This is a genomic window from Stappia sp. P2PMeth1 (assembly GCF_900185735.1).
GTDB lineage: Bacteria > Pseudomonadota > Alphaproteobacteria > Rhizobiales > Stappiaceae > Stappia.
This window is the reverse complement of record NZ_FYAW01000022.1, coordinates 203,935-223,619: the sequence shown is the minus strand read 5'-3', so window position 1 is coordinate 223,619 and position 19,685 is coordinate 203,935. Positions and strand designations below refer to the sequence as shown.

At 68.4% G+C, this 19,685-nt stretch carries 11 protein-coding genes; 3 read left to right on the top strand and 8 right to left on the bottom strand.

Going from position 1 to position 19,685, the window contains the following annotated elements:
- Positions 1–2: 2 nt before the first annotated feature.
- Genes P2PM1_RS16550 through P2PM1_RS16535 form a run of 4 tightly spaced genes read right to left on the bottom strand, consistent with a single transcriptional unit; the run spans position 3 to position 7,949 of the window.
- A complete protein-coding gene (locus P2PM1_RS16550; RefSeq protein WP_186399817.1) occupies positions 3–4,643 on the bottom strand; it encodes a non-ribosomal peptide synthetase in 4,641 nt (1,546 codons plus the stop codon).
- Positions 4,643–6,493: a non-ribosomal peptide synthetase gene (locus P2PM1_RS16545; protein ID WP_186399816.1), complete on the bottom strand. Its 1,851-nt coding sequence runs from the start codon at positions 6,491–6,493 to the stop codon at positions 4,643–4,645. The genes P2PM1_RS16550 and P2PM1_RS16545 overlap by 1 nt, the downstream gene beginning before the upstream one ends.
- On the bottom strand, positions 6,490–7,260 hold the full coding sequence (locus P2PM1_RS16540) for a tryptophan synthase subunit alpha (RefSeq protein ID WP_186399815.1): 771 nt from the start codon (positions 7,258–7,260) through the stop codon (positions 6,490–6,492). The genes P2PM1_RS16545 and P2PM1_RS16540 overlap by 4 nt, the downstream gene beginning before the upstream one ends.
- A complete protein-coding gene (locus P2PM1_RS16535; protein WP_186399814.1) occupies positions 7,257–7,949 on the bottom strand; it encodes an HAD family phosphatase in 693 nt (230 codons plus the stop codon). Before P2PM1_RS16535 ends, P2PM1_RS16540 begins: the two co-directional genes overlap by 4 nt.
- 365 nt (positions 7,950–8,314) lie before the next feature.
- Between P2PM1_RS16535 and P2PM1_RS16530 the strand changes: the two genes are divergently transcribed.
- Both P2PM1_RS16530 and P2PM1_RS16525 read left to right on the top strand, forming a co-directional pair.
- On the top strand, positions 8,315–8,848 hold the full coding sequence (locus P2PM1_RS16530; protein WP_186399813.1) for a cupin domain-containing protein: 534 nt from the start codon (positions 8,315–8,317) through the stop codon (positions 8,846–8,848).
- 53 nt (positions 8,849–8,901) lie between these two features.
- Positions 8,902–10,038 (top strand): hypothetical protein, encoded by a 1,137-nt coding sequence (locus P2PM1_RS16525; protein ID WP_186399812.1) that lies wholly within the window; start codon positions 8,902–8,904, stop codon positions 10,036–10,038.
- Positions 10,039–10,056: 18 nt separating this feature from the next.
- On the opposite strand, the gene P2PM1_RS16520 is transcribed toward P2PM1_RS16525, so the two are convergent.
- The 4 genes from P2PM1_RS16520 to P2PM1_RS16505 are packed head-to-tail and all read right to left on the bottom strand — an operon-like array spanning position 10,057 to position 14,137.
- Positions 10,057–10,917, bottom strand: coding sequence for an aspartyl/asparaginyl beta-hydroxylase domain-containing protein (locus tag P2PM1_RS16520; protein ID WP_186399811.1), 861 nt, complete (start codon positions 10,915–10,917; stop codon positions 10,057–10,059).
- Positions 10,918–10,942: 25 nt separating this feature from the next.
- Complete coding sequence (locus P2PM1_RS16515; protein WP_186399810.1) at positions 10,943–11,914, bottom strand: phytanoyl-CoA dioxygenase family protein; 972 nt, start codon at positions 11,912–11,914, stop codon at positions 10,943–10,945.
- Between the two features lie 43 nt (positions 11,915–11,957).
- Entirely contained in the window at positions 11,958–12,176 is a 219-nt protein-coding gene (locus P2PM1_RS16510) for an MbtH family NRPS accessory protein (protein ID WP_186387783.1), read from the bottom strand.
- Complete coding sequence (locus tag P2PM1_RS16505) at positions 12,173–14,137, bottom strand: SidA/IucD/PvdA family monooxygenase (RefSeq protein ID WP_244301561.1); 1,965 nt, start codon at positions 14,135–14,137, stop codon at positions 12,173–12,175. The genes P2PM1_RS16510 and P2PM1_RS16505 overlap by 4 nt, the downstream gene beginning before the upstream one ends.
- A gap of 390 nt (positions 14,138–14,527) precedes the next feature.
- Between P2PM1_RS16505 and P2PM1_RS16500 the strand changes: the two genes are divergently transcribed.
- On the top strand, positions 14,528–19,624 hold the full coding sequence (locus tag P2PM1_RS16500) for an amino acid adenylation domain-containing protein (RefSeq protein ID WP_371636812.1): 5,097 nt from the start codon (positions 14,528–14,530) through the stop codon (positions 19,622–19,624).
- Positions 19,625–19,685 lie beyond the last annotated feature (61 nt).

Genomic DNA, 19,685 nt, shown 5'->3' with positions numbered 1-19,685 from the left:
CATCATCCCGGTCCCTTGGTCCGAACCAGTTCGCGCAGCAGATCGAGATAGTCGGCCGCGATCGCCTCGTGCACCGCCAGCCCGCCGCCCTTCAGCGTCAAATGTCCTTCGACCCTGTCGTCGAGCCGGGACAGATACAGCACCAGGTCATAGGCGTGGTCGGCACTGGAAAAGAAATCGGGGCTCATGCGCAGCGCGGGCGTGTCGTCCGCGGACGGCGAGGAGGCCATCGAGGAGACCGGCGTGTCCTCCTCGTGCAGCAGGAAGAACACCTGCGCCAACTCGCTGCGGGCGATCCCGTGCTGCCGGGCCAGCCGGGTCGCCATCTCCTCGAACGGGATGGCCAGGATCGTATAGACGTCGAGCAGGCTGTCGCGCACCAGACGCAGGGCCTCGGGCGCCTCGGAACCCTCCAGCATACCGCGAACGATCAGGGAATCGGTGAGCGGCCCGATCGTGCCCTCGAAGTCATGCTGATGCCGGCGCGAGATGTTTGTGCACACGCGGATATCCGCCTCGCCGGTGCGCCTGCGCAGGAGCAGCATCAGCATGGCGAGCGTCAGAACGAACAGCGAGCAGCGCTCGCGGGCGGCGAGATCCTTGAGGTCTTGCCAGAGCTCGGCCGGCACCGCGAACCGGTAGGTTCCGCCCAGGGCCGGATCGGCCTCTTGCGTCCAGTCCAGGGGAAGGCGCGCGAGCGGCCGCTTGAGATAGGCGGCCCAGGCGGCCATTTCGTCCTCGAAGCGGCCTTCGGCGCGGCTCCGGCTCTCCCAGAGCGCATGGTCGGCGAACCTCACCGAGGATTTCGCCGGCGGCGCCGGGCGGCCCTCGCGGCCGGCGAGATAATGATCGCGGATCTCGCCGGCAAGGCGGGCCAGCGACCATTCATCGACGATGATGTGATGAACGATGATCAGAACGAGCTGACGGTCCGGCGACAGCTCGACGATCCCCATACGCAGGCACGGCCCCGCCTCGAGGTCGAACGGCGCCCCGAGCCGGTAGCAGAAATCGTCGAACCGCTTGCGGCGGGTCTCCTCATCGGCAATCCCGCACAGGTCGAGTTCGCTCGGCGTCGGAACCGTGCCTTGGTAGGACTGGCGCACGTAGGTCTCGACGACGGGAAACCGGGCGCTCAATATCGGATGCCGTTCGACGACCGTTGCCAGCGCCTTCCGGAACGCCTCGCGGTCCAGCGGTCCCGACAGCGGCATCGTCTGCCAGAGGTTCAGGAAGGCAGGATTGACGGCGGCCCGGTGAACGAGCCAGAGATGACGTTGCAGCAAGGTCATCGGCACGTTCGCGGCCTCGAAGGACCCGTCGGAACGCAGCGAGTTGCGGCGCGGTGCATGCTCCACCAGCCGTGCCAGGGCCTCCACGCTCGGCTGCTCGAACAGCGCGCGCAGGGGCAATTGCGTTTCGAAGCGGGCATTGATCCGGCCGATCAGCAACATGGCCGACATCGACGTGCCGCCACTCTCGAAGAAGTGGTCGTGCCGGCCGACCTCGCGGCCCAGCAGCTCTGTCATGATCTCGGCGATCGTCTGTTCGGTCGCGGTTTGCGGTGCGGCGGCAATCGGTTCAGGACGGCGCGTGTCCGGCGACAGGCGCGCCAGGTCGACCTTGCCGTTGGGCGTCAGCGGAAACCGATCCACCCGCGTGAAAAAGCTCGGAACCATGAAATCGGGCAGCACCCCGGCAAGCTCGCTGCGAAGCCGTCGCGCGGTCACGGCCTCGGGCGCTCCGATCACATAGGCGACCAGGAAAAGGTTGCCGCCGTCGTCGCGGGAACCGGTCACGATGGCGTCTTCGACACCGTCGACGGCGAGCAACGCCATCCGCACCTCGCCGGGTTCGATGCGATAGCCCCGGATCTTGAGCTGGTCGTCGCACCGGCCGACATAGACCAGTTCGCCCTCGCCTGTGTAATGGACGAGATCGCCGGTCCGGTACAGGCGCGCCTCCGGAATGCAGTCCGCGGCCGGGGCGGCGAACCGCTCCGCGGTAAGGTCCGGCCGGCCGAGATAGCCGCGTGCCAGGGTCTCGCCGGCAAGGAAGAGTTCGCCCGTCGCCCCCGGCGGCAGGGGCATGCCGGACGGGTCCAGCACATAGGCGCGGGTTCCGGCAATCGGCGTGCCGATCGACGGGGGGCCGGTTCCTGTCCGCAATTTGCGCGTTGCATAGGTGGTCGCCTCGGTCGGCCCGTACAGATCATAGACCCTGGCCGCGCCGGTCCGGGCCTGGACCGCGTTCACCAGCTCGGTGCTCAGCGGTTCACCGGCGAGATTGACGGTCTGCAGGCCGGCGGGAAACCTCGCCCCCTGGACCGCCAGCAGCGTGCGCATGACCGAGGGCACGGTGTTGATCAGCGTCACTCGGTCGCGGCCGGGCAGGTCGAACAGGTCGAGAGGACTGTTGGCGAGAATGACCGTGTGGCCGCCGCACAGGGGAACGAAGAGCTCGAAGACGGACAGATCGAAACACACCGAGGTTCCGGCGAGAACGCCGGCCAGTTCGCGCTCCGAATAGGCTTGACGCGCCCAATGGACCAGCGCGGCCGCTCCGCCATGGCGAATCTCGACGCCTTTCGGCCTGCCGGTGGACCCCGACGTATAGAGGACCCAGGCGACATCGTTCGGCCCCGTGTCGGCGGACAGCTCCGACCACTCTGCCGGCGCCCCGCTGCGCAGGGCCGAGGGATCGAGCAGCGCGACATCGGACGGGACATCGCCGGGAAGCCGATCCGGCAGGCAGATCATGACCCGGGCGCCGCTGTCTTCCAGCACGATGTGCCTGCGGTCCTGCGGATAGGCCGGATCGACCGGCACATAGGCCGCGCCGACGGCCATGACCGCAAGCAGGGCGGCCACCAGTGTCGGTTCGCGCGGCAGGCATACCAGCACCGTGTCTCCCGGAGAGACCCCCAGCGCCAGTAGCCGCTCCGCCAGCGCCCTGGCGCGCAGGTCGAGCTCGCCATAGGTCACGGCGGCCGAGCCGTGCAGGATCGCGGTCGCTGTGGGCGCGCGCGCCGCTGCGCGCCGGACCATCTCCGGAATCAGGCTGTCGTCGGCAGCCTGGAAAAGCGGGTTCCAGTCCCGCAGGAGCTGGTCCAGTTCCTGCCGGGAGAGCACCTGGGTCGCGCCGATTGCCTCGTCCGGACGGCTGGCCATGGCCTCCAGGACCAGGTGAAAACGGCGGGCCAACCCCTCGATGATGCGCCGCTCGTAGCGTCTGGGCGCAAAGTCGAAATGCCCGCTCAGGCCGCCGGACGGCGCATGCTTGATCCACACTCCGAGGTCGGATTTCGCGCCGGTGGGAGCGTCTTCGAGATAGGCGATCTCGAGCGGCCCGACCGAGACGGAGGCGGGCGCCTTCTCGCCGAACAGGAACATGACCTGGAACAGCGGCGCGCCGGCGTCGGACCGGTCGGGAGCCAGCGCTTCGACCAGCATGTCGAACGGCAGTTCCTGATGCTGATAGGCGGCAAGCGCGGTCTCCCGTTCGAGGGCGAGCACCTCGCGGTAGCTGTGCGACAAGGCAATCGGCGTGCGCAGCAAGAGCGTGTTGCCAAAATAGCCGATCAGGTTCTCGACATCCGGATGAACCCGCCGCATCGCCGGCGTGCCGATAATGAAATCCCCGTCGCCGCCATAGCGGGCCAGGACGACCCGCAGCGCAGCGGCCAACAGCATGAACATGGTCGCGCCGGTCTCGCGGCACAGCGCCTCGAGCCGGCTCAGCGTGTCCTGGGCGACCGCGATCGGGACGGCCTCCACCTCGGCCAGGCCGTCGGCGGCGCCGTCCCGCCGCACCGGCAGGCGGATCGTGGCTGCCGCGCCGCGCAGGTGCCGGGTCCAGTAGCCGAGCAACTCGTCGCGCCGGCTGCCGGTCAGCCGCTCGTGCTGCCAGGCCGCGAAATCGGCATATTGGATGGCAAGCTGCGGAAGATCCGGCTCCGTCCCCTGCGAAAGGGCGCTGTAGGCCGTCCACAGCTCGGTCAGAAACAGGTGATTGGACCAGCCGTCATAGACGATGTGGTGCAGCCGGATGAGCACGTCGTGCCGCTCGGTGCCGACCTTGAACACATGCACCTCGAACGGCGGCCTTGCGCGCAGGTCCATGGGCCGCAGCATGAGCGCGTCCCGCCGCTCCCTGGAGATCTCGCCTGCGACCGCCGGCGGCCGGTCGGAGAGGTCGGTAATGTCCAGCGACAGCGGGCCGTCGTCGATGATCTGGACGGGCCGGCCGTCGCGCTCGCCGAACCGCGTGCGCAAGCTCTCGTGCCGGCCGCGCACCCGCTCGAGCGCCGCGGCGAAGACGGCGGTGTCGAAGGGACCGGAGATCGTGAAGCCCACCGGGGCGCAATAGGCCGCGCTGTCGGGATCGAGCAGCCACAGGAACCACATCCGCATCTGGCCGCGCGACAGACGCAGCGGCGCGCTCCGGTCGACCGCCGGTATCGGCTCGAGCCGGGTGGAGCGCGCCCGGTTGCACCACTCGATCAGTTCGGCCTTGTTGGCCCGCAGCCGTTCCGTCAGCTCCGGCGTCAAGGCGTTGCGGGGAGCTTCGTACCGGAGCCGTCCGCCATCGGCCCAGATCCGGATCTTCCGCTGTCTGAGGTCTCTGACAAGGTCTCCGATCATCAGATGACCCCCTGTTCGGTATCCTGCTCGCGGTCACCGGGCATGTCCGAGATCGCGCGCAGCACGTCGACCTCTTCCGCGATCTTGCGGATGGTCTGCAACCGGAAGAACCGCTCCAGCGGCAACTCGACGCCCAAGGCATCGCGGATCTTGATGAGGCAGTTCGCCGCCCGGTTCGAATAGCCGCCGAGATCGAAGAAATTGTCCGTCACGCCGATCGGGCTGACGAGAAGGATCTGCTCCCAGATCGCGCGAATGGCGTCCTCGGTCGGCGTTGCGGGCGCGACGCAGGGCGTCGCGAGCGACCGGGCGGTCACCGGATCGGGCAGCGCGCGCCGGTCCAGCTTGCCGTTGGCGGTCGTCGGCAGCGTGTCGAGGAAGCTGATCGTCGAGGGGATGAACTCGGCCGGCAGCAGCGTGCCGACATGCTGCCGCAACTCCGCCACGCTCGCCTCGCCGCCCTTCGCGACGACATAGGCGGACAGCACCGTTTCGCCGCCGATGTCGCGCGGGGCGACGGCGCAGGTCCGGACGCCCGGATGGGTCAGCAGCACCGCCTCGACCTCTTCCGGTTCGATCCGGTGGCCCCGGATCTGCACCTGATTGTCGATCCGGCCGAGCAAGTGGATCGAGCCGTCGGCAAGGCGCCTGGCAAGGTCGCCGGTCCGGTAGACCAGGGCCTCGCCGAGCCGGGGCATGGCGCGAAACTGCATCGCGGTCTGGTCCGGGCGCTCGATATAGCCCGTCGAGATGCCGTCGCCGGCGATCGCGATCTCGCCCGTCTCGCCGTCGGCGACAGGCTCGCCCACCGCGTCGAGCAGGTAGACCCTGCGGTTGGACAGCGGCGTTCCGACCGGAACGATCGGCAGGTCGGGCAGCGGCAGCCGGGCTTCGTGGCACAGGGCGGAATGGGTCTCCGAGCAGCCGTACAGGTTCAGCAGGCTGATGCCCGGATAGCGGTCGAGCAGGCGCTGCGCCAGGCTGGTGTGCAACGGCTCGCCGACGGTGATGATCATCGTCAGCGCGGCGGGAAGCCCGCCGGCGCCGGGCGCGGCATCCAGCAGCGCCCGCAGCAGGGTCGGCACGAGCAGCAGCCGCGTCACCCGTTGCCGCGCAAGGAACGCGATCAGCGCATGGGGATCGCGGCTGGCGTCCTCGGGCGCGAGCGCGACCGGCACGCCGCGCAGAAGGGCGCCGAACACCTCCCAGACCGAGACGATGAAATTGAGCGTGGTGCGGTGACAGAACCGCTCGTCCGGTCCGAACGGATAGCTCGCCCAGAGCCACGACAGCATGACCACCGTTGACCGGTGCGGCGAGGCGACACCCTTCGGTTTGCCGGTGGAACCAGACGTGTAGACGACGAAACATCCATCGTCGGGCGAATTGTCGACGGCAGGGGACGTGCCGCTGCATTCCGCGATCTCGCCGGCGTCGCGGTCGAGGCAAACGCGATCGACGCCGTCGGGCAGGAGGTGGGCGAAGCGGGTCGCCGTCACCGCGCACTCGATGGCAGTGTCGCTCGCGATGAAGGCAAGGCGCGCGGGCGGGTAGGTCGGGTCGAGCGGCACATAGGCAGCGCCCGCCTTCATCACGGCGAGGGCGGCGATGATCGAGTCCGGCGAGCGGGCAAGGCAGATCCCGACCCGTGAGCCCCGCCCAACCCCGCGTGCGGCAAGATGGTTGGCCAGCCGGTTGGCACGCCGGTCGAGGTCGCGAAAGCTCGTCTGCCCGTCGTCATGCAGCAGCGCAGGGGCATCGGGCGTCGCGACGGCCTGCTGCTCGAACAGCCGGTGGAGCGCCTGGTGCGGATAGGCGGCCCTGTCGGCTTGTCCGACATCCTGTGTCATGCGGTCCCCTCCGCGGCATCGCTCAAGGCGCCGTAAAAGGCTGCGACCGCATCGACGCCTTGCGTGAAGCGGTCCAGCAGGGCCGTGCCGACGGCGACGGCATCCAGCGTGTCGATGGCGGCCAGCGCGCGAACCTGGTCCGGCTCGCGGATCCCGAACCCGGCCATGACGAAGAGATCCTCCCGGCAGGCCTTGAGCCGTTCGCTCGCCGCGCGCACCACGCCGGTGCCGACGGCGGTTCCCGCGGTCGTGTCGGCGCATTTCAGGTAGACGATGGCGCCGGGAGGCGCCGTCCGGCCGATGTCGCCCGCCTTTGCCGCGGACAGGCCGTCGGCCTCGGCGATGGTCACCAGGCCGATCCCGTGGCGCGCGGCCTCGTCCGCCCAGCAGGTCTGCGTCTCGGGCTCCCATTCCAGCATGATGTGATCGACCGCCCCCGCCAGCCGCGCCAGCAGCGCCGCGCGCCCCTGGGTCCCGGCGCTGCCCTCGTAGACGACGGCAACGTTCGGCCGGTATCGGGCGGCCACCTGCAGGACGGCGCCGAGATCGGCATCGGAGCCGGCGAGAGCCCGTGCGATCGCCTCGTTTGTGCGAAAGGACCACCTGTCGGAGGGAAGGGCGAATTCGAAGGAGGCCGGCTGCCGGTCGGCAATTCGTTCGAGGGCCTCGCGATAGCCCGCATTGCTCGGCCAGCCCGGTACGGTAAACGGCACCAACCCGAGGCGCGCGCCCGGCATCCGCAAGGGGGGCGAGCGGGGGACCATCATCCCCGCCCGAGGTCGCCGAGAAGCGCCGGAAGGTCGCGCAGGGTCGCGATCGTCCTGTCGGCCAGCACCCGGGTGCCCGGCGCAAGATGGGCGCCGCCGACCGCGATGCAGAACGTACCGGCGGCATGGGCCGACGTGACGCCGGGTTCCGAATCCTCCACCACCAGGATGTTGCGCGGATCGGTGCCGAACGCGCGCGCGGCGCTGAGATAGATGTCCGGGGCAGGCTTTGGCCGCGCGACGTCATCCCGACTCAGCGTCAGGTCGAAAAACCCCGCCAGTTCGAACCGCGCCAGGAAGGCGTCCAACTCGGCGCGGGTTGCGCTGGTCGCGATGCCCAGACGCGAGACACGGCTCCGTACATCTGCCAGCACCTCATGGACACCGTCGAACAGGCTGCCGTCCTCTTCCCACATGCGGGCGTAGAGGGCCTCCTTTTCGGCATACATGGTCTCCTGACGGGCCGTGCTCAGTCCGAACTGCCGGGCGATGGCCGGAAAATAGTCTTTCGGGTGCCGGCCGACGACCTGCCGATCGATCTCGGAGCCGAACCGGTATCCATGACTGGCGAACACTTGGCGCAAAGACTTCAGATTGATGGGTTCTGAATCCGCAAGAACGCCATCCTTGTCGAACACAACGGCGACGATGTCTTCGAGGCTTGAACGCTGCGTCATCAGATCACTCAATCAAATCGGCGCGTTGAGAGAAATGGCTTGCGGGCTCTTTTTGGCCTAATGTCGGCCGGCCTAGTGTGGGGAATTTGAAATACGCCCTGTTCTCGGCAGAAACCGTAGAAGCGTCGTTCAATTTCGAAAACCACACTAGAAACAAAAACTTGCTAGTCCCCCTCTCGAATCTGAAGTTCGTTGAGAGCGTGCTGCGACCTGTGACGAACTTCAGGTTCGCAAGAGAAGTGTATCACCGAAAAAACCGAAAAGTACAGGATTATGGTGCATAATCCGATTTGCTAAACCTTGACGTGTCGCGCGGCGCGCTGCGGCACGGCGCCTCGTGCTGCGCCGGGGTCGACCGCGCAGAATGGAGAACCCCGATGTCGAACCCACCCGCACCGCGCCGGGGTCCTGTCCTGAATATCGACGAGGCCGAGGAGTGCGAGTCCGCCAGCGGCGACCACTGGGGCGGCACCTACAAGGTCCTGACGCCCTATATGGAAGACAATGGCGGCGAGCTCTGCGCCAATCTCAGCCGGATGCCGCCGGGGCGGGTGGGCTGTCCGCACCACTATCACATGCTGGACGACGAACTGTTCTTCGTCGTCTCGGGGACCGGCCTGCTGCGCTATGGCGACGACTGCTATCCGATCCGTCCCGGCGACATGATTTCCTGCCCGGCCGGCACCCGCACCGCCCACCAGATCGCGAACACGGGCAAGGAAGACCTCGTCTATATCGGCATCGGACGCAACAGCGCCAACGAGGTCTGCGTCTTTCCCGACAGCGGCAAGATCCATATCCGCGGCCTGAAACTGAAAGGCCGGCTCGCGGAAACGGAGTTCATGGACGGCGAGCCGGAACCGCCCCTGATCCTGACGATGACGGGCGGCGAGTCCACTGGGACGGACTGACGCCGGCGCAGGTGGCTTCAGACCCTTCCGCCCGCGCGCAGTGGAGCGATTCGATGGACAGCGATGGCAAGCTTGCAGGCGAGATCTTCCGCTACCCCTTTCTGGAGACCGCGCTGCCGGGCTTTTGCGAGTATCTGATCGACGAGGACGGCCGGCCGCTGGCCGAAGCCAATGCGTCCGCCGGCCTCCTGCACGGCGTCGAGTTGCGGTTCGAAACGTGCCCCTATCCGGGCTCGCGCCTCGGCGCGCCGATGAACGTCTCGGCGCTCCGGCAGGTGACGTCGTGCTGGGCGGAGTGCCTGGAGGATTTCGACGCCTTGCGCGCGATCTACATGCAGTCCTTTCCGATGGAGATGAACTATCTGCTGCTGTCGCGGCTCGGGAATTTCCTGACCACCGTGCCGGGGTTTCTCGCGCGCAGGAAGGCCTTTGCGTGGAACGCGGTGCCGCGCCGGCTGAGCACGCTGTTCAAGGTGGCGCAGGGCCTGTACCTGACCGCCAACGCGGTCATGCTCGCCGGTCCGCCGGAGGTCGCTTTCGAGCCGGCGCGGGTGGACGATGTCCTGAAGGCGACGGAGGAGCGCGGCATCTATCTGAACGAGGGCAGGGTCTGCGCCGGCTCGCCGGCGATGATCCGGGCTTTCGTCGACCGCGCCATCAGCGGTCGCAAGACGGGGGCCGGGGCGCCGCCGGACGCGAGCCGACTGGCGGGGGCAGCGCCCCAGGCGGCCCTTCACTACTGCGAACTGACGACCCAGGCGCAAATGGCGAAATGGGTGTTCGATGCGTATCTGGACGATGTCCTCGGATTGACCGATCCGGGATCGGACAACCTGTCCCACCAGTCCCTGCAATCGCTCAACCGGCAATCGGGCTTGCGGCTCGCGCCGCCGGGCGAGGGAGCCGGCCGGATCCCGCTCGACCGGCTCCTTCCGCTGATGAAGACGGATACGCCCGAGGCAAGGGCGGCGGCGCGCCGGGCCGCGGATCTCGCCGTCCAGTATGCCGGCTATCTGACAGCGCGGCAGAGGCGGGTGAACGCCGCGCTCGGCACTGGCGAACCCGGCCGGTTTTCCTGGCGGGCGCATATGGCGGCGGTCGGGCGCCATGCGGCGAGCGAGCGGTTCGACAGGCTCGAACGGCTTGTCGATACGCGCAAGTTCGCGGAACTCGTCGACGCGGCCGTCTGAGGACCGCCGCCGGCCCGGTCAATAGACCCGTTCGTACAGCTTGTCCTTCTCTTCGGTCCGCCAGTGGTCGGCCTTTTCCCGCTGCCCCAGCGCGTCGAAAAACCGCGCCAGCAGCCCGAACGTGGTGCGGTGCCGCAGATCCCAACTGCCGAACAGCGACAGGACGTCCCGCTCCGCTGCGGCCGCATCCCCCGCCGCCACGGTCTTGCGGAAGCGGGCCTCGATGGCCTCCAGCGACACGTCGTCGAGCACCGGGAACAGCGTCGCCAGCGAGGGGTCGAGCCGCCGCCGGCCGACGCGGGCGTGAAACCCCTCTGCATCGTCGCAGTCGATGATCAGATGCACCCGGTCCGGGCCGTCGTTGCTGGCGCCATGGGGAATGTCGGTCGCCAGATGCCAGACGAATCCCGGAGCCAGGTGCACGGCGCCTTCGGCGAAATGCAGCGTGGCCCGGTCGTTGGTGATCAGCGGCACGTGCAGCCGGACCTTGTCCTGCTGTTGCAGTTCCAGGAAGTCCCGGTGCTCCCACACGCGCGCGCCCGACTCCATCAGGGCGAGCCGGGCCCAACAGACGTTGAGACCGAACCGCGCCGCTAGGTCGTTGATGATCTGCATGGCGCCCGGCAGATGCGCGGCGAGTTCGGTGGGTCGGCCGGTTCCGTCGCTGATGAGGTGGTCGTCGTGCCGCCCGGACGGATTGACCAGCACCGCCGAGTGCCAGTGGCCGTCGTTGAAGCCGACATACTGGCTCCGGTAGCCCGCATCGGTTCCGGCCAGTTCGCGGGCGGCGCGGGCGACCTCACCCAGGTCGACCTCGCCGATTTGGGCGATCTGGCGCACAAGCCTGTCCATCGATGTGTCGGTCGTCGTCTCTTGCATGTCATCCCACCTGCGCCGCGTGGCGTCACCTGTCCCGATCCGGCGCGTCCACCGGGCGACCGTCGCTGCCGATCCAGTGGAATTCGGATCGCAGGCCCTCGTTCAACGTGTCGTCGACGAACACGCCCGGCAGGAAGATCCGGTCCGGATGGCGGCCGACCGCCGCGGGCCCGATCCAGCGCGGATCGACGACGGCGTCCGATCGCTGCCAGCGGGAATCCACCGAGACACGCAGGAAGTCCGTGGTGTTGTCCAGCGCCCCATGCAGCATGAACAGGCCGAAGATGACGACGTCGCCCATCCGGTACGACGTCGTCCGCCAGGGTCCGCAAGCGTCCTGCCGGATCCCGTCGAGACGGTCGGCATACCAGCCGAAATTCGCGTCGGCATCGGCGTCGAGAACGCCGTATTCGGTCCTGTAGAGCTGGCAGTCCTGCGAGCCGTCGAGCAGAACCAGCCCGCCCTGGTGCGGATCGATGTCGCCGAGCGGGGTCCAGACGGACATGACCGCCTCCGGGGCCGGTCCGCGCAGGAAGGGGGCGTCCTGATGCAGTCCGCTGCCGCTTCCCTTGCCCATCACCCGGGGCCAAATGAAGTCCCAGGGCCGGACGGGTCCGTCCAGCAGGGCGCCGATCACCTGGCCGATCCGCTCGGACCGGACGACCTGCTGAAGGGCATCGCTGCGCAGGATCGCGCGCCGCGCCGCGCGAACGTTGATGTCGGCCCTGTTGGAGCGGTGCGAGGCCCGGCCCTCCGCAAGTGGATAGCGGTCGTCGACCTCGCCCATGATGGCGTGAACGCTCAGGATGTCCTCCCTGGCGCGGCGCACCAGATCCGGGGGCAGCAGCCCGCGCACAAACACATAGCCATGGGTGCCGAAGACGGCGCGCAACTCGTCCGTGCCGGCGTCCGCCGGCGTTTCCAGAAGCGGCTCGAAGTGCCGCGACATCCCGCCGATCGGACGGCCGCAAAACTGTGCGGCGCTCACGAATTGCATGTCGAGGCTCTCCTTGTCGTGAACCTGCGGTCGGCAGGCGGGCTCAGGCGCCGTCCATGGCCCGGCGCAGGCTTGCCGGGCGCATGTCCGTCCACAGCGTCTCGATCCTCGCCAGGCAGTCGGACTTGGTCCCCGGCTCTCCGACCGTTTCCCATCCAGCCGGGACCGGGCGTCCGACAACCCAGATGGAATACTGCTCCTCGTGGTTGCGCACGATGTAGTACTGCTCGTCGCTTTCGGCGTCATCGTCTGTCGCGGTCATTGCTCCCTCCCTGGAAATTGGCCCATCGAAGGCATCGGTTGCTGCATGCCGGCCGACCGGGGCGCCAAGGACAGGTCCATACCGGCGATCTTCTCGATCAGGTCGCGGTCGCGGGCGCGGGCGTGGCGCAGCATTTCGGACACCGCGCGCTGTCGGTCGGCCGCGTCCCTGTCCTGGGACAGCTTGAAGCGGCCGATCATGTGGTCGATCTCGATTTCGAAGCCGACGATGAAATCGATGAGCTGGTCTATCCGCGGGTCGTCGGCGGCCAGCCGGTAGCTTGCATCCCCCGGATCGGCCCGCTCGCAAATGCTCTGCAGGCCCCGGACCAGCGTGTCTCTGTCTTCGATCGGCCGAACCCGTCCCCGCACCTGAACCGAAATCGAGTTCCAGGTCGGAAGTTGATGCGACCCGTAGACGTGAGGCGAGATGTAGCAGTCCGGGCCGTGAAAGACGGCCAGCACCTTTCGGCCTTCCAGCAGCGCGGCCTGGGGGTTGGAGCGGTCCATGTGACCGAAGAGAATGCCTCTGGTCCCGCGCCGCCGGTCGAGGATCAGCGGCAACTGGGTCACCAGCGCATCGTCCCTGTCCCGTGCCGATATCAGGGTCGCGAAGGGATTGCGCTCGATAAGGGCGAATTGCCGGTCTTCGTCATGGTCGACATGACGGCGCGGCGGATAGGCCGGCTCGGCCACCGCCGGACGCGGCAACGGCTCCGCCGGCCGGTGGGCGAGGATGTCCTCGACGATCTCGGCGGAGCGGAACGGCAGCAGCGACAGCAGCGTATCGCCAGGCCCGTGGCTGGCTTCGTTGAATCCCTGCAGATAGACGCCGCAGGACAGCGCCTCGCGGGCGAGGGCGCGATAGTGCCGCGACACCGCGACGCCGCCGTCTTCGCGCTGCTTGAGCAGACGCAGCACCGGGCCGAAAACCTCCGGATCGAGACGGCGTTTGAAGCCGGTCGCCAGCACGAGGACATCGCAGGTCATGTCGGCGGCCTGACCGGACACCCTGTCGACAAGGGTCAGCCGCACCTGCTCGCCGTCCTCGCGCGCGGCCGTCAGCCGCGTGAACGGGCGGATCTGCAACCGGGTCCGGCCGCGCACCTCCGACGCATAGGCGATCCGATAGATCTCCTCCAGCAGGTCGGGATCGACGACGCCGTAATTCGCGTTGCGGACGTCCCGCAGGATGGCGTGCCGGCGCGCTTCGTCGGCCCCGTAAAATGTGTCGAGTTCGGACGACCCGTAGACCTCGTTCAGGAAGACCGAACTGTCGGCCGGGCGCAGCGAGTATCCCGAGACGCACACCTGCACCTCCGCCCTGCGATAGGTCTGCAGCAGCGCGAGCACGACTTCGCCGCTGCTTTGTCCGTCGCCGACGACGACGAAGCGCAGCGGCGCCTCCGGATCCGGGGCCGTGTCGCCGAGACGGGACAGCACCTCGCCGGCATGCAGGATCCGCCCGCCGATCTCGCATCCGGCCGGGATCCGCGGCGCGCCGCCGGTCGCGATGACGATGTTGCGCGCCAGGAACCGGCTGGGCGCCCCGCTGCCGGCCGCCTGCGCGCGGATTTCGAAATGGTCCGGCGCCGAGCCGGGCCCCGGCCTTACCGACACGACCCTCGTCCCGTAGCGCACATCCGCCCCGCACCGCTCGGCCGCCCAGCACAGGTAGTCCTGATACTCCTCCCGGGTCGGGTGAAAGCTGCGCAGATTGACGAACCGCTCCAGACGGCCGCAATCGCGGACGTAGTTCAGGAAACTGAAGGGGCTCGAGGGATTCCTCAAGGTGACGAGATCCTTGAGAAAGGAAATCTGCACGTTGGAGCGGTCGAACATCATGTTCGCGTGCCAGCAAAACTCTGGGTTGCGCTCCAGAAAAACTCCGTCGAGATGAGGCGCGAGTTCGCGGGCCGCGACGGCAAAGGAAAGGTTGGAAGGCCCGAAACCCAGGCCCACAAAGTCAAAAAACTCTTCGGCAACCTTCGCAGACGTCAAGAAAACCCCTCCTGCGAAACACTGGCGTGCAAGGAAACGCTATCACCTTGCAAGACAAAGTCCCAGGCAAAAATCAGTTCCCTCGCCGCGAAGGCGCCGGCGACGGTTTTGGCGTTCGGTAAGACGGGTTTCATATGAAAAGCGCTGGTTTTCACCGACATCCCGGTGCGAAACCGGTCGCCGGGATCAGGTTTGTGCTTTTGCGGAGCGGAGAAGAGGAGGCCTTTCTGGCAAAACGTGCCGCAAGGGAAAACGGCAACCTTTCATGTTGTCCGCGTCCGGTTCCGGATTCGGGTTCACAACTTGAGAGTGTCGATCTAACATGATTGTCCTGCAGGCTCTGAGACACGCGTGGCGCGCAAGCCGCGAATTGGAGCGACGTCCGTGCTCGATTGGGACCCCGTGCTCGATTTGGAAGATGAGGCTCGTTCCGACCCCCGTCTCGCAGGCCCCGGAGGTGCGAAGGGGGGCTCGTTTGCGGGCTGGTTCGAATGGAGAGCGGCAGCCACGCCGGACGCGACCGCGCTCGTGACCGACGAGGCCAGTCTGACGTTCGACGAGATGAACCGCGCGGCCAACCGGCTGGCTCATTGTTTGCGGTCCATGGGCGCCGGGCCGGACGTGGTGGTCGCTGTCAGCGCCGGCCGGTCGGCCTGGACGCTCCTTGCCGTCCTCGGCATCTGGAAAGCGGGCGGCGCCTTCGTTCCGATCGAGCCGGGGCACCCGGCCAGCCGGACCCGTCACGTTCTTGCCGAAACCGGCGCCCTGCTGCTGCTCGCGGATGCCGCCGGAGGAGCCGCTTTCGCGGACATGCTCTCGGACATGGACGTGCCGCTGATGCTGGTTGGCGACGAGACCCTTGCGGACTGGCCGGACGCCGATCCGGAGCCGTTGGCCGGGCCCGACGCCCTCGCCTATTGCATCTACACCTCCGGGACGACGGGGGTGCCGAAAGGTGTCGCGGTCAGTCACCGCTCGCTGCTGAGCCATGCCCGTTTCATGTGCGGCCATCTTCACCTGCGGCCGGCCGACCGGTTTCTTCACATGACGCCGCTGTCGATCGACGCGGCGCTGGAGGAACTGCTGCCGGCCTGGATCGCCGGTGCGACCGTCGTGCTGCCGGGCAAGGTGCCGATGCCCGGCCCCGCGCTTCGCGAGGCGCTCGACGCCTATCGGATCAGCGTCGCCAGCATGGCCTCCTCGCTCTGGCATCGCTGGGTCGACAGCGAAACCGCCGGACTGGAGAATGGGTGCGGGCCGCGCGACAAGCCGCGCGACCTGCGCCTCGTCTTCACTGGCGGGGAGACGGCCTTCGGCGAAAAGCTGCGCCAGTGGCGGGCGCTGGGCTGGACCCACGATGTCGACTGGGTGATCGACTACGGTCCGACCGAAGCGACGATCACCTGCGCCACCTATCGCCCGCCTGCGATGGTCGACGACGACATCGTGCCGATCGGCCATCCGATCGACGGCGCGGCGATCCATCTGCTGGACGAGCGCATGGACCCCGTCGGCGACGACACGGTGGGGGAGATCTGGATCGGCGGAGTGCCGCCCGCGCGCGGCTATGTCAAGCGGCCGGCGCTGACGGCCGAGGCCTTCCGCCCCGATCCGTGGGGACCGCCGGGCAGCCGCATGTACCGGACGGGCGACCATGGGCTGCGATCCGCCGACGGCGTCCTGCATTTCCGCGGCCGCCGGGACGAGCAGGTCAAGATCCTCGGGCACCGGGTGGAGCTGGGTGCCATCGAAAGCTGCCTTGTCAGGTGCGACGGGGTTCGCGAAGCGGCCGCGGCGCTGCACGACCCCACCTCCGCCGATCCGCTGCTGGTCGGATATCTGGTCGGCGAGGCGCCGGACCCGGACAAGGTGCGGGCGCAACTGCGCGACTGGCTGCCGCAGATCATGATCCCGGCCGAACTGATCGTGCTCGATGCCCTGCCCCGGGGGGCGGTCAGCGGCAAGCTCGACCGCAAGCGCCTGCCGCATCCGGACAGCCTCCAGGATCGGCCTGAAGCTGACGAACCGCCGCATGCGGTGATCGCCCGCCAATGGGCAAACGTCCTCGGCCTGCCTCCGGGGAGCGATGACGACGACTTTTTCCTCAGTGGCGGCGATTCGCTCAAGGCCGTGCAGCTCATCGGGCGCTTGCGCGCCGACCTTGCGGTCGACCTCTCCCTTTCCGACCTGTTCGCCCGGCCGACGCCGCGCGGCCTTGCGGCGGCGGTCGACGCGCGGCGGGCGGCGACGGACACCCGACTCGCCGAGGTGCCCGACGCGGCGGCGCTCCGAACCAACCTCGCCCCGGCGTCGAACGGACAGCGGCGCCTGTGGTTCCTGTCAGACTACGCGAAGGGCTCGCCGGCCTATTCCGTGCCGCTCGGCTTCCGGGTGCGCGGCGCGTTCGCGATCGCCGATCTCGACCGCGCCCTCACCGCGCTGACGGCCCGCCACGAGGCCTTGCGAACGGCGCTGGTCATGCGGGACGGCCACCTGATGCAGGAGATCGCGCCGCCGCTGGAGATTGCGAGCAAGGTGCTTGAGGCGGCCGGCTGGGACGCGGCGATGGCGATGGCCGAGGCGGAGGTCCGCCTGCCCTTCGATCTGGGAACGCCGCCGCTCATGCGATCGCTGTGCATCCGCTACGCGCCGGAGGCGTGGCTGTGGGTGCTCAACATCCACCATGCGGTGTGCGATGCCTGGTCGCACGGCCTGCTGCTGCGCGACCTGCAGGCGGCGTGGACGGGGGAGACCGCCGGACCCGCCGCCCCGCAATTCGCGGACCATGTGGCACGGTTCGAGGCCTTGCGCGCCTCGCCCGCCTTCGAAGACCACCGGAACTACTGGAGGCGGCAGCTTGCCGGCGATCTCCCGGTGCTTGCGCTGAACCACGGCGCCAGCACCCGCCGCGACCCCTCCGATGCCGGCGGCGTCGCGGACCTGTCGATGGACGAGGCCCTGGCGGCGCAGGTGGAGGCCGCCGCGGCCGGCCACGGAACCACGGTTCCCGTCGTCCTGCTGTCGGCCTTCGCCGCCACCTTGCACCGGTGGACCCTTCAGGACCGGATCGTGATCGGTGTCCCCGCCGCCTGCCGCATGTCGCCCGCCGACCAGGCCACGGTCGGCTATTTCGCCAACACGCTTCCGATCGTCGTCGATGCCGGCCGGCAGCGCTCGTTCGGCGATCTGGTGGCGCATGTCGCCGGGCGCATGGCCGAAGCGCTGGCGCATCAGGACCTGCCGTTCGACGAGATCGTCGACCTTCTCGACCTGCCCGGCCGCTCCAGCCGCAATCCGCTGTTCCAGGCGATGTTCGTCATGCAGTCGACGCCGGCGGATTTCGGCTTCGCTCCGCCCGGCGCCCGGCTGGAGGAGGTGCTCGTCCATACCGGAACGGCGAAGGTCGACCTCTCCTGCATGCTGCGCCTCGCCGACGGTACCGTTCAGGGAGAGCTCGAATATGCGGCCGGCGCGCTGGACGCGGCGGAGGCCGGCCTCCTGCGGGCGCATTTCCTCGGCCTGTTGCGGGCGGCGACGCGCGCGCCCGACCGCCCGCTGGACGCGCTGGCGCTGAGCACCGGTGCGGAGCGGGACGCGCGCCTTCGCGCCATCAATGCGGACCACGCGGTCTATCCGGACCTGCGCCCGATCCACCGCTACATCGAAGAGCAGGCCGACCGCACGCCCGATGCCATCGCGGCGGAAACCCTGTCGGAGCGGATCACCTATGGCGAGCTGGACGCGCGCGCCAACCGTGTGGCGAATGCCCTCGCGGCTGCCGGTATCGGCCCGGAAGACCTGGTCGGCGTCTGCCAGGACCGTTCGCTCGCGCTGATCGTCGCTCTTCTCGGCGTGCTGAAGGCCGGGGCCGGGTTCGTGCCGCTGTCGCCCGGCTATCCGCTCGCCCGCACGCGGAAAATCCTCCTCGACGCCGGCGTCTCACATCTGATCGTCGATGCCGCGAACCGGGACCGGCTGGCCCTGCCGGGCCTGCGCCTGTGGAGCGAAGACCGGCTCGATCCCGCGGTCGGTGCGACGCGCGGCAGCGTTCCCGCCCGTCCCGATCACCTTGCCTGCGCCTATTACACCTCCGGCTCCACCGGCGAGCCGAAAGGCGTCCTGCTCGACCATCGATGCGTCATGGGCCGCATCGCATGGCTTCGGGACCGCTATCCGCTTCAGGAGGGCGACCGGGTCCTGCACAAGACGCCGCTGGTGTTCGACGTGGCGATCTGGGAGATCTTCGGTCCCCTGATGTCCGGAGCGACTGTCCTTGCCGCCGATCCGGGCGGCGAAGCCGATGTCGATCACATCCGCGCGCTGCTGGCCCGGCCCGGCACGGTCTTTGCCCATTTCGTGCCGTCCATGCTGGATGCGGTCCTGAGCGCCGGCGGCTGGGACGAGGCTCCCGACCTGAAATGGGTGCAGGTGTCCGGCGAGGGCCTGTCGGCGGACCTGCTCGCGCGCTACCGGGCGCGGGTCCCGATCCCGCTGCACAACTGCTATGGCCAGACCGAAACGTCCGAAGTGGCCTACTGGCAGGACGACGCGCGCAGCTACCGGCTGTGGGCGCCGATCGGCCGCCAGATCGGGCTCTACCGGGTCTTTCTGCTGGACCGGTCGCTGCAGCCGGTGGAACCGGGCATGCCCGGCGAGATCTGCGTCGCGGGCGTCGGCGGACTGGCGCGCGGCTATCGGGCGCGCGCGGGCCTGACCGCCGAGAAATTCGTTCCCCACCCCTGGCCGATCGAACCGGGGGAGCGGCTTTATCGCACCGGCGATCTGGGACGCGTCACATCGACAGGAGCGCTGGAGTATCTCGGCCGGCTCGACGAGCAGGTCAAGATCCGCGGCTGCCGGGTCGAGATCGCGGAAGTGGAGCAGGTGCTGCGCGGCTTGCGCGGGGTCGCTGCCTGCGCTGTTATCGCCCGGCAGGACGCGTCCGGATCCGATCAGTTGATCGCCTATGTCCAGGGCGACGGCCTGACCCCTGCGGGGCTCGGGGCGCAGGCCGAGTTCCTGTTGCCCAGCTACATGCTGCCGGCGGCCTATGTCGTGCTCGACCGGCTGCCGCTGACGGCGAGCGGCAAGCTCGACCGCCTGTCGCTGCCGCCGCCCGGTCCGGATCATTTCGCCTCCCGCGGCGGCTCGGCGCCGCCCGCATCGCCGCTGGAATGCGAGATCGCAGCCGTCTGGCGCGAGGTTCTGAACCTGCCCGGCGTTGGCCGGCGGGATACCTTCTTTTCCATCGGCGGCAATTCGCTCACCGCCATCCAGGTGATCGCCCGACTGAAAACCCGGTTCGCGGTGCGCATCTCGGTACGCGATTTCTTCGCCGAGCCGACCGTCGAAGGGCTGGCGAGGCTGGTGGAGGCCGGGCTGATCGATCGGGTGGCCGCCCTGTCCGAGGACGAGGCACGGCAGATGCTCGAAGGCTTGCGGTCATGAGCGAAGCGGGAGCCGGACGCGCCGACCTGGGTCCCGCGCAGCGGCAATTGCTCGAGCGTTT